The organism is Streptomyces sp. NPDC127197 (genome assembly GCF_042672405.1).
Lineage (GTDB): Bacteria > Actinomycetota > Actinomycetes > Streptomycetales > Streptomycetaceae > Streptomyces > Streptomyces flavusporus.
This window is the reverse complement of the sequence record NZ_JBHXVG010000014.1, coordinates 202490-213404: the sequence shown is the minus strand read 5'-3', so window position 1 is coordinate 213404 and position 10915 is coordinate 202490. Positions and strand designations below refer to the sequence as shown.

Here is a 10915-nt window from a genome sequence, read left to right as displayed (position 1 = left end):
GGGGTGTGGTTTGGTGGCCCCCCCCCCCCCCCCGGCGGCCGTTGGGGGGGGGGGGGGGCGCGCCCCCGGGGGGGGGGGGGCCCCCCCCCCCCCCCCCCCACGCCGGCTCCATACCGGAGCCGGACTCGTGTCACGCCGTCAGCGCTGCAGTGTCAGCAGACCCGGACGGTAGGGCAGGAGGCCGTAGTCGCCGCCGGAGTTGGGGCTGCGTCCCTGGTAGAGCAACTGCAGATTGCAGGGGTCGACGGTCATGGTCTGATCGGGGCTGGTGCGGATCAGTTCGCCATGGCTGATGTCGTTGGTCCAGGTGGCGCCACTGTTGGCCTTGCCGGCGAAGGGGTTGCTCTCGGTCGCGGCCTGGGGTGTCCATGAGCCGTTCAGACTGGTGGCCGTGAACGAGCGGAAGTAGCGGCCCTGCGAGCCGATCGCCTCGACGATCATGAGGTAGCGGTTCTGGCCCTGGAGCTTGTAGACCTGCGGGGCTTCGAACAGGTTGTTCGTCGTATCGCTCATGATCACTGTTGAGGTCGTGCCGAAGCTGCCCGGGAAGTTCCCGATCGGCATGCTGGCCCGGTAGATCTTGCCGTTGTCACCGGCGAAGAACAGGTACATGTTCGTCCCGTCAGCGATGAGCGTCTGGTCGATGGGTCCTGTTCCGGAGCCGGTGATGCTTCCGGAGAAGAGCTCCTTCGGTGATGACCAGCCATTCGGGTTGGTGGGGTCGCTCGACGTCCGGTAGGAGAAGGCGGTCCCGCCCCACTGGTAGGCGAGCACCCAGATGTTCTTCGGCGCGAAGTAGAAGAGCGTGGGCGCGACGGTGGAAGCTGACATCGTGTTCTGGCTGGCCGAGGCCATCTCCGACCAATTGGTGAACAGGCCGAAGTTCATCGAACCCCAACTCGTCCCCGTGTCGTGCGTCGTCGCGTAGACGAGCTGCTTGCCGTTGTAGGGGACGACGGTGAAGTCCTTGAGCGAGACCCACCCCGACTTGGGCTGCGCCAGCGCGCCCGTCGATGACCAGCGGTATGTCGACGGAAGATTGCACGTGCCGGGGTTGCCGGCGCCGACCTGGACGAGCTGCCACTGCTGGTTGGTGCCGCCCCAGTCGTCGTACTGGACGATGTTCGCGTTGTCGGCGGTGGAGCCGCCCTGTACTTCGAGGGCCTTGTTGCTGTGGCGGGCGATCAGCCTCACGTAGCCACCCGAGCTGTCGGCCAGCCGCCACTGCTGGTTGGTGGCGTTCAGGTCGGTCCACTGGACGATCGGGCCGCCGTTGGCGGTGGACGCGTTCTGGACGTCCAGCACCTTGCCGGAGTGGCGGGACTTGATGCGGTAGTAACCGCCGCCGGCGTCGACGAACTGCCACTGCTGCTGGTTCTGATCGTTCCTGGTCCACTGGGTGATGCGCGCGCCGTCGTTGGTCGCCAGGTTGTAGACGTCCAGGGCCTTGCCGCTGTTGCGGTTGACCAGCACATACGAGGCGTTGGGGTCTACGGTCGCCGCGCCGGCGGGCTGGGCGCCGAGGAAGGTAGCCACGAGCAGCAAGGGCGCAAGGACGGCGAGTAAGCGTCTTGGACGGATCGGGGACGGGTGGCGAAACCACATCAGAGGGCCTCCTTTGGTGGCGGGGGTGAGGTGACCCCGATGAACCGGCGAGCGGACGTGCCGGGGGACAGGGACAATCTCGAAAGTTTCGAAGAATTCCCGGATGCTTCGACGCCACAAGCTAGGAATGTGGGGCCCTCTGGTCAAGGCCTGTCACCGATCTGTCCACAATCGGCGCCTCCCCCTTTGGGCTTGACAAGCTGTCGCGCCGACCGGAACCACTCCGGAGTTTGCGGATACAGCTCGCCAGTCCAAGGCGTCCGCGGAGGTGAGAAGCCGAGCAAGCAGCGTCCGCACACTCGTCCCGGCCCCGGCCCTACGGCATCCGCCGACGGCGGCGCCGGGGGTTCGCCTTCCGGCTCGCCGGGGTTCCGGAAAGTCTCGGGCGAGGAACCGAAACTTCTTCTGCGGGGAGTATTGACGATGCATCGTCAATACCTCAATCATCCCTGTCTGGGGAACCGGCCATGGTTCGAGATGTCGAACCATGTCGGCCCTGAGCAATCTGTGCTGCACGGCAGATCCACGCACAGCTGCACGACGGATCCGCGCACCAAAGCACCTGCGCCACCCCGTTTCGTTCCGGTGAGGTTCGCACCAGCGCATCCTGGCTCTTCGCGCAGTTGGAGAGGTACGCGACGCCGCGTGGCGGTCCCCCGGCTGAGCCGCGATGGAGTACCCCCATGCCTGTGTCGAAACACCGCCGCCGCCCGCCGTACGTCACCCGACGGCCGACCGGGTGCCGTCCGTGCCGGTTGGGATCGTCCCGGTCCCATGACCGCGGTGTCCGGTGATTCCGTGCTGCCCGGGTTCCGGCCCGCCCCGTCCGTCTACCGAGTGGGAGCGGACGCATTCCCCTGCACTTCAGTCCTTCCGTGATTTCTACCTTGGAGGCACAGTCATGGGCTCGTATGCCTTTCCCAGACCCGTTGTCCGCCGGAAGATCCGCGGCCTGCTGTTGGCGCTGGTCGTCGGCGTCCTCGGTACGGTCGCCGCACTGGTCGCGCCGCCGACCGCACACGCCGCCGAGAACACGCTCGGCGCCGCGGCGGCGCAGAGCGGCCGCTACTTCGGCACCGCCATCGCCTCGGGCAGGCTGGGCGACTCGGCGTACACGACGATCGCGGGCCGTGAGTTCAACTCGGTGACAGCCGAGAACGAGATGAAGATCGACGCCACCGAACCGCAGCGGGGCCAGTTCAACTTCATCGCCGGTGACCGCGTCTACAACTGGGCGGTGCAGAACGGCAAGCAGGTGCGCGGCCACACCCTGGCCTGGCACTCCCAGCAGCCCGGCTGGATGCAGAGCCTCAGCGGCAGCACGCTGCGCCAGGCGATGATCGACCACATCAACGGCGTGATGGCCCACTACAAGGGCAAGATCGCCCAGTGGGACGTCGTGAACGAGGCCTTCGCCGACGGCAGTTCGGGAGCCCGGCGCGACTCCAACCTGCAACGCACCGGCAACGACTGGATCGAGGTCGCCTTCCGCACCGCGCGCGCCGCCGACCCGGCCGCCAAGCTCTGCTACAACGACTACAACGTCGAGAACTGGACCTCGGCCAAAACCCAGGCCATGTACGCCATGGTCCGAGATTTCAAGCAGCGCGGCGTGCCGATCGACTGTGTCGGCTTCCAGTCGCACTTCAACAGCGGCAGCCCCTACAACAGCAACTTCCGCACCACCCTGCAGAACTTCGCCGCCCTCGGCGTCGACGTGGCCATCACCGAACTCGACATCCAGGGTGCCCCGGCCACGACCTACGCCAACGTGATCAACGACTGCCTGGCCGTCCCGCGCTGCCTCGGCATCACCGTCTGGGGTGTGCGCGACACCGACTCCTGGCGACCGGAGCACACGCCGCTGCTGTTCAACGGCGACGGCAGCAAGAAGCCCGCCTACACCGCCGTCCTCAACGCACTCAACGGCGGCTCCCCTACGCCCCCTTCGGATTCCGGACCGATCAAGGGCGTCGGGTCGGGCCGCTGCCTGGACGTGCCCGGCACCAGTACCACCGACGGCACCCAGCTCCACCTGTGGGACTGCCACAACGGCACCAACCAGCAGTGGACGTACACCGCCGCCGGCGAGCTCAGGGTCTACGGCAACAAGTGCCTGGACGCCGCCGGCACCGGCAACGGCACCAAAGTCCAGATCTACAGCTGCTGGGGCGGCGACAACCAGAAATGGCGCCTCAACTCCGACGGATCCATCGTCGGCGTCCAGTCCGGCCTCTGCCTCGACGCCGTCGCAGGCGGCACCGCCAACGGCACCCTGATCCAGCTCTACTCCTGCTCGAACGGCAGCAACCAACGCTGGACCCGCACCTGATGGGACCTGCCACAGACGAAAGGGTGAATCGATGAAGACCTACGGTGCGGCTTCCCCCGCCCCTCCACGAAGGCATCGCTGGTGGTCCCGGGTCGCCGCCGTGGTGGCGGCGACCCTCGCGATCGGCATGCTCGCCGCGGTGAATCCGGCGCCCGCCGAGGCGGCGACGGTGGACACGAATGCCTGGTATGTCCTGGTCAATCGCAACAGCGGCAAGGCGCTGGACGTCTCTGGCGCGTCCACCGCCGACGGCGCGCGGGTCAGCCAGTGGACGCGCAACGACGGAGCCCATCAGCAGTGGCAGTTCGTGGACTCCGGCGGCGGCTTCTACCGCCTCAAGGCCCGGCATTCGGGCAAGGTTCTCGACGTGGCCGGTGCCTCGACCGCAGACGGTGCCGCGATCCAGCAGTGGGCCGACCACAACGGGGCCAACCAGCAGTTCCGCCTGGCCGACTCCGACGCGGGCCACGTCCGGCTGATCAACCGCACCAGCAGCAAGGCGGTGGAGGTGCAGGGCGCCTCCACCGCCGACGGCGGCAACGTCGTCCAGTACACCGACTGGGGCGGCGCCAACCAGCAATGGCAGATGATCAAGCTGTCGTCCGGTGGCGGCGGCGGATGCGGCAGCGCCCCGACTCTGGCGAGCGGTACGCACACGATTCAGAGCGGCGGTAAGAGCCGCAGCTTCATCCTCAGGGTTCCCGCCAACTACGACAACAGCCACCCCTACCGGCTGATCTTCGCGTTCCACTGGCGGGGCGGAACCGCCGGCGACGTCGCCTCGGGCGGCACGAGCGGGAACGCCTGGTCCTACTACGGCCAACAGGAACAGTCGAACAACGGCGCGATCCTCGTCGCCCCCCAGGGCCTCGGCAACGGCTGGGCCAATTCGGGCGGTGAGGACATCACCTTCGTCGACGACATGATCCGGCGAATCGAGGGCGGCCTCTGTGTCAACCCGGCACAGCGTTTCGCCACGGGATTCAGCTGGGGCGGCGGTATGAGCTACGCACTCGCATGCAGCCGGGCGAACGTCTTCAGGGCCGTCGCGGTCATCTCCGGCGCCCAGATCAGCGGGTGCAGCGGCGGCACCCAGCCCATCGCCTACTTCGGAATCCACGGCGTCAGCGACTCCGTCCTCAACATCGCGCAAGGACGGTCCCTGCGCGACAGATTCGTCAGCAACAACGGCTGCACCCCCCAGAGCCCGCGCGAGCCCGCGCCGGGCAGCCGAACGCACATCACCACCACCTACTCGGGCTGCCGTGCCGGATACCCGGTCCAATGGGCCGCGTTCGACGGAGGCCACATACCCGGTCCGGTCGACGGCTCCCCCGGCGAAAGCGGCGTCGCCACCTGGACCAAAGCAGAGATCTGGAGGTTCTTCGCACAGTTCCAGTGACACGCCCGCACCACGGAGTGGAGCCAGGACAATCCCGGCTCCACTCCGTCGACGGCTATCCCAGATTGAAGGACGGAGAGGCCTTTTCGGGAGAGCTCCCACGCCTTCGGACTGGTCACGGCCGGCGAACAGGCCGTGGGAGAGGTGGCGTTCGAAGAACACGCCCTCGCGGAGGGAGGTCTCGCCCGCCCGGCTCACGGCCTCGCAGGCCGCCACGGCCGCGGGTTTGCTGAACGAGGGCGACGGTGGCGGTGATCTCGGCGGCCTCCTCCAGGAGATGGTCGGCGGGCCACGCCGGCTGCGGCTGGCGGTGTGCAGGGCGATGGCGGCCCCGAGCGCGGTGCCGGCGTCGCCGGGGGCCGGCGGGACGAAGACCTCGTCGAAGATGCCGTCGTCGATGATCCGGCCGATGCTCACGCAGTTCGTGGCGACTCCGCCGCCGACGCACAGACGGCGCGATCCAGTGATCATCCGTGCCCGGCGGGCCAGGTGCAGCATCACCTGTTCGGTGCGCTCCTGGAGCGCGGCGGCCAGATCCCGGTGGACGTGCAAAAGCGGCTCGCTCGGGTGGCGCTCGGGGCACGTCTCGGCAATGAAGCGGCGGGAGGTCCTCGGGTAGCCCGAGGTCAGCACCCGTGGCGGGAAGTAGGCGGGGTCGACCACGAAGCCCGTGGGTGTGGTGCGCACGGCCCGGGCGAAGAGGTGCCGGAACCGCTCCGGGTCGCCGAGGGCGGCGAGCGCCATCACGGTGCCTTCCTCGTCACCGCGTCGCCACCCGAGGTGCTCGGTGACCGCGCCGTACACGTAGCCCAGGGAGGCGGGGTCGTTGATTGCCTCCAGGGTGCGGGTGGAGGGGTGGAGCGCGTCGTGCCCGCGGGCGATGGCCGTGGTCGCCTCGACGGTCGTGGCGGGATCGGCCGTGCTGGCGCTCGCGGGAACCGACCGGGACGCCGACGATTGATCCGGGCGTATGCAACCGGCAACGGGACACTGCGCGGCCTCGGCAAGGTGCTGGCCGCCAACGTCTACGGCTGGTGGCTGCGTGTCAACGTCATCCACGACGTCACCGCCGACACGATCGCGATCTACATCGACGGGAACCTGGTGGCCACCGGCAACGGCCCGAACGGCGACCACTGCTTCAAGTACGGGGTGTACGGCACACTCAGGGCGGCGAGCGCCTACACGCAGTGGCGGAACGTGAAGTTCTTCCGGATGCAGCCCCGTGACCGCCCGAAGTGGAACTGATCCTTCTCAGACGCCCCCGCCCTCAGCCGGCCCCGAGCAGCGCCAGTAGTTCGGGGGTGTAGAGCTCGGACACCGGGCTGAGGCCGGCCACCGTGTTGAAGTACCGGCGTACATGGTCCGGGCTGGAGGACACCGCCTTCAGGAGCATCCGGCGCTTGTCCCGTGCCGAGGCCTCCGCCACCAGCAGGGTCGCCTGGTAGTTCTCCATGAACATCTGGTCCCGCTCCTCGGCGAACCGCTTCAGCGCCAGGTCGAGGCCCGCCTCCGAACCCAGCGTGTCACCCACGCGGTCGACCAGGAGCTGAGCCTGGGCGAAGGCGTCGCCGATGCCGCGGGCGGTGAGCGAGTCCTTGTGGTGCCCGGCGTCACCGATCAGCGCCCAGCCTGGACCGCACGGCTGACGGAAGAAGTTCTGCTGGTCCCCCGTGCCATAGAGGCGATCCACCTGCTCGGCGCCCTCCAGCTTGGCGTACAGCTCGGGCGCGTTGTCGCGGATGTTCTCCAGATACGCCTCCTGGGCGCGGACCTTCACCTCGGCGAACCGCTGCTGCGGGTAGTAGGCGGAGATCAGCACCGCATCGTTCGTGGGGACCGCGGAGACCCATCCGCTGGGGCCCTCGTACAGCTCGAAGTGGGTCTTCGGGCCCTTCCAGAACGTGTAGTAGGCGCAGGTCAGCCGCGGGTGCTCGGTCGTCTTCGAGGCGCCCACCAGGCCGGCCACGGTGGAGCGCATTCCGTCGGCGCCCACCACCAGCCGCGCCCGCTCCACGATCTGCGGTCCCCCGCCCGTCGACAGGCTGACCCCGCGTACCCTGCCGCCCTCCTCGACGAGGCCGACCACCCCGCAGTTGTCGCGGAACTCCACACCCGCGGCGACCGCGGCCTCGACCAGGATCGGGTCGAGCACATTGCGGCGCGGCGCGTACGCCGCGGTGATCCCGTCCACCGCGTCGGCGCACCCCTCCACCCGTATGTCGTCGCCCAGTTGATAGACGACGTGGTCGAGCGGCGGGCACCCCGATGCCTTGACGGCGTCGAGCAGACCCCAGTTCTGCAGCAGGCGCAGACCGGGCTGCTGGATGTACAGGGTGGACAGCTTGTCGGCGGGGAACTTCGCCTGTTCGACCAGGAGCACCCGGTACCCGGCGCGCGCGAACAGCATCGCCGCCGGCGCACCCGCGCAGCGCCCACCCACCACGATCACGTCAAACATGCCGTCACCCCAACGTCTTGGCGCCACAGAGTCGGAAAGGGACGGTAGAGGCAATCGACGTCGTGTTCTGCTCACGAGTGAGCGGCTCCGCGATTCCACAGCCGGGAAGGTGGAGCCGCACGTACTCGACCCCACCCGAAGGGTGACAGCACATGGCAGTGAACCAAACGGCCCGAGCGGCGCAGGCCAAACGGGCCGGACGGCGCACGGGACTTGCACTGACCGTGATCGCCGTCTCACAGTTGATGGTCGTCCTTGACGCCACCATCGTCGACGTCGCGCTGCCGAGCATGCAGCGCGGTCTCGACATATCGACCGGCGCGCTTTCCTGGGTGGTCAACGCCTACGTGCTGGCCTTCGGCGGATTCCTGCTGCTGGGCGGTCGCGCCGGCGACCTCCTCGGGCGGCGCAGGGTCTTCCTCGCGGGCGTCGGCCTGTTCACCGCCGCCTCGCTGCTCGGCGCCCTGGCCCAGTCGGCGGCGATGCTGCTCGCGGCCCGGGCGTTGCAGGGTGTCGGCGCCGCCGTCGTCGCCCCGACGGTGCTCGCCCTGATCACCACCAACTTCCGTCAGGGCAGTCAACGCAACCGCGCCTTCGGCGTGTTCAGCGGCATGTCGTCGGCCGGAGCCATCGTCGGACTGCTCGCCGGCGGCGTGCTCACCGAGTGGCTGTCCTGGCGCTGGGTGCTGGCGGTCAACGTGCCGGTCGGGATCGCGCTGGCCGTCCTCGCGCTGCTGTCCCTCGAGGAGACCCCGCGCCGCCGCGGCCGCTTCGACCTGGCCGGCGCCGTCCTGTCCTCGGCGGGCATGGCCGCCCTGGTGCACGGCCTCAGCAACGGCCACCAGGACGGCTGGAGCGCCCCGCAGACCCTGGCCGGCTTCGCCGCCGCCCTCGTCCTGCTCTCCGTGTTCGTCCTCGTCGAGGCCCGGGCAGAGCAACCCATCGTCCCCCTGCGCATGTTCGCCGACCGCAACCGCTCCGGCGTCTACGTCGTCGCGTTCGCGCTCACCGGCGCGTTCATGGGCATGTTCTTCTTCCTGACCCTGTTCATGCAGGTCGTCCTCGGCTACAGCCCGCTGCGCGCGGGCCTGGCCTTCCTGCCGGTGATGATCTGCATCCTGGTCAGCGCGAGGGTCACCGCACAGAACCTGGTGGCCCGTTACGGCAAGAAGAAGCCGCTGGTCGCCGGTGTCGCGCTGAACACGGCGGCACTCCTGTGGCTCGCGCAGCTCTCCGCCGACAGCAGCTACGCGGGCGGACTGCTCGGCCCCCTGATCGTCTTCGGCATCGGCAACGGACTGATGTTCGTCCCCATGACCATGATCGCCGTCTCCGGGGTCGAGGATCACGAGGCGGGCTCCGCCTCCAGCCTGTTCGACGCCATGACCCAGATCGGCGGTTCGGCCGGACTCGCCGTCCTCGTCGCCGTGTTCGGCTCCGCCGCCGGCCACGACGGGCCCGGCTCCGCGGCCGCACTGACCGAGGGGATCGGTACCGCCTTCACGGGCGGAGCCGTGCTCGGCCTGGGAGCGCTGCTGGTCGCCGTACTGCTGGTCCGGCCCGTCACGCCCAAGCAGCGGTTCGCCCCCGAGATCCTCGGCATCCTCGCCGAGCGGCAGCCCGAGCGGGTCCCGATCACCATGGAGGGCGGTACCTTCGTCGACTACGCCGAGTGGGACCGGCGGTCCAACGCCGTCGCCCACGGCCTGATCGGCAGGGGCGTGCGCAAGGGCGACCGGGTCGCGCTCTACTTCGACGGCGTCGACTGGTCGGGCTACGCCATCGCTTACTTCGGCGTCCTCAAGGCGGGCGCCACAGCCACCCACCTCAACGGCAGCCTGGACCAGGGCGAGTTGGCGCGCAGGCTCGGCCACGCCGAGGCGGTCGGGCTGATCCACAGCGCCGACCAGGCCGCTCCCGCGCTCCCGGCGGGCGCCACGCCCGGCTGGCTGGCGACGGTCCCCGAGCTGGACCAGGGTGACCACACGCCGGTGGACGTGACGCTCGCCGCCGACGACATCGCCGACATCCTCTACACCTCGGGCACCACCGGCCCGGCCAAGCCGCTCACCAATCCGCACGGCAACCTCAGCTTCGGGCGCGGGCCCGGCGCGGTACTGCAGGAGACCTTCACCAGCTCGGCGCCGATCCTCACGCCCATGCCGCTCGGCACCGTGTTCAGCGCCGGAACCGTCGGCATCTTCGCGCTGACCACGACGGCCCCGATCCTCGTCTGCCCGGCCGACGACGTCGAGCTGATGGGGGAGTTGATCGAGCGCCACCGGGTGGGTTCGGTGATGCTGACCCCGTGGAACGCCATGCGCATCGTGGACACCGGCGTCGGTGAACGCCACGACCTCAGCAGCGTGATCACCATCGGCATCGCCTCGGCGCAGCTGCCCGCCAGGTACGCCAGGCAACTGCTGGAACTGATGCCCGAGGCGGAGATCATGACCGCGTACGGCGGCGGCTCCGAGGCGGTGCCCGCGAGCATCGGCACCGACTACGACCCCGACCGCCCCACACGCGTCGGCCGGCCGAGGCCGGGAACCAGGCTGCGGCTGCTCGACGAGGACGGCGCACCCGTGCGCAGGGGCCAGGTCGGCGAGGTGTGGCTGCACACCCGGGCTCCCAAGCGGCTCCACCTGGATCCGGCGCTCAACGCGCGTACGCATGTGGATGGTTGGACCCGCACCGGCGACCTGGCCTACCTCGGCCCCAGGAAGGAGGTCTACTTCTTCGACCGCGGCAACGACGCCATCAGGGTGGCGGGCAGGCTGGTCTCCTCGATCGAGGTCGAGAACGCGCTCTACGAGCATCCGGCGGTGCACGAGGCCGCCGCGATCGCGGTGGCGGACGCCGAGCACGGCCAGGCGGTCGTCGCCGTGGTGTGCGTCCCGGATCCGGTGGTCGACGGCGAGCAACTGCGCTCCTTCGCTGCCGGCCGTCTCGCCCCGCACCAGGTGCCGCGGACCGTCCACGTGGTCGACGAGCTCCCCCGGGGCCCGATGGGCAAGGTCCTCAAACGGCAGCTCAGGGCCCGCTTCGCGGCGGACGTGCCGGACGTCCGCACGGCATAGGGCCGGCACGCCACGCCCGCGTCCCGATCACCCGG

Annotated in this window: 7 protein-coding genes and 1 pseudogene; 5 read left to right on the top strand and 3 right to left on the bottom strand. The window is 69.2% G+C overall.

The genetic code is table 11. The features are described 5' to 3' along the window. Positions 1–138: 138 nt before the first annotated feature. Positions 139–1605, bottom strand: coding sequence for a non-reducing end alpha-L-arabinofuranosidase family hydrolase (locus tag ACFVJQ_RS23165; RefSeq protein ID WP_385508753.1), 1467 nt, complete (start codon positions 1603–1605; stop codon positions 139–141). Positions 1606–2506: 901 nt separating this feature from the next. On the opposite strand from ACFVJQ_RS23165, the gene ACFVJQ_RS23160 reads away from it, so the two are divergent. Together ACFVJQ_RS23160 and ACFVJQ_RS23155 are read left to right on the top strand one after the other, a co-directional pair. Next, entirely contained in the window at positions 2507–3937 is a 1431-nt protein-coding gene (locus tag ACFVJQ_RS23160; RefSeq protein ID WP_385786369.1) for an endo-1,4-beta-xylanase, read from the top strand. 31 nt (positions 3938–3968) lie between these two features. Continuing rightward, positions 3969–5339 carry an RICIN domain-containing protein gene (locus tag ACFVJQ_RS23155; RefSeq protein ID WP_385786366.1) on the top strand — a complete coding sequence of 457 codons (1371 nt, stop codon included), beginning with the start codon at positions 3969–3971 and terminating at the stop codon, positions 5337–5339. Positions 5340–5720: 381 nt separating this feature from the next. Here the strand turns inward: ACFVJQ_RS23155 and ACFVJQ_RS23150 are convergent. Further along, positions 5721–6143 (bottom strand): annotated as a pseudogene (locus tag ACFVJQ_RS23150) (carbamoyltransferase N-terminal domain-containing protein); the annotation flags it as partial. A gap of 22 nt (positions 6144–6165) precedes the next feature. On the opposite strand from ACFVJQ_RS23150, the gene ACFVJQ_RS23145 reads away from it, so the two are divergent. Further along, positions 6166–6300, top strand: a complete 135-nt coding sequence (locus tag ACFVJQ_RS23145; protein ID WP_385508751.1) for a hypothetical protein — start codon at positions 6166–6168, stop codon at positions 6298–6300. Further along, on the top strand, positions 6297–6587 hold the full coding sequence (locus tag ACFVJQ_RS23140; protein ID WP_385786363.1) for a hypothetical protein: 291 nt from the start codon (positions 6297–6299) through the stop codon (positions 6585–6587). Before ACFVJQ_RS23145 ends, ACFVJQ_RS23140 begins: the two co-directional genes overlap by 4 nt. 22 nt (positions 6588–6609) lie before the next feature. Here ACFVJQ_RS23140 and ACFVJQ_RS23135 read toward each other — a convergent pair whose 3' ends face one another. Next, entirely contained in the window at positions 6610–7800 is a 1191-nt protein-coding gene (locus tag ACFVJQ_RS23135; protein ID WP_385508749.1) for an NAD(P)/FAD-dependent oxidoreductase, read from the bottom strand. Positions 7801–7952: 152 nt separating this feature from the next. On the opposite strand from ACFVJQ_RS23135, the gene ACFVJQ_RS23130 reads away from it, so the two are divergent. Beyond that, positions 7953–10880, top strand: coding sequence for a DHA2 family efflux MFS transporter permease subunit (locus tag ACFVJQ_RS23130; protein ID WP_385786360.1), 2928 nt, complete (start codon positions 7953–7955; stop codon positions 10878–10880). The last annotated feature ends 35 nt before the right edge of the window (positions 10881–10915 follow it).

Excerpts from the sequence above, each read along its gene's own strand:
- ACFVJQ_RS23165 (WP_385508753.1), bottom strand. The coding sequence starts at position 1,605 with ATGTGGTTTCGCCACCCGTCCCCGATCCGTCCAAGACGCTTACTCGCC.
- ACFVJQ_RS23160 (WP_385786369.1), top strand. The coding sequence starts at position 2,507 with ATGGGCTCGTATGCCTTTCCCAGACCCGTTGTCCGCCGGAAGATCCGC.
- ACFVJQ_RS23155 (WP_385786366.1), top strand. The coding sequence starts at position 3,969 with ATGAAGACCTACGGTGCGGCTTCCCCCGCCCCTCCACGAAGGCATCGC.
- ACFVJQ_RS23135 (WP_385508749.1), bottom strand. The coding sequence starts at position 7,800 with ATGTTTGACGTGATCGTGGTGGGTGGGCGCTGCGCGGGTGCGCCGGCG.
- ACFVJQ_RS23130 (WP_385786360.1), top strand. The coding sequence starts at position 7,953 with ATGGCAGTGAACCAAACGGCCCGAGCGGCGCAGGCCAAACGGGCCGGA.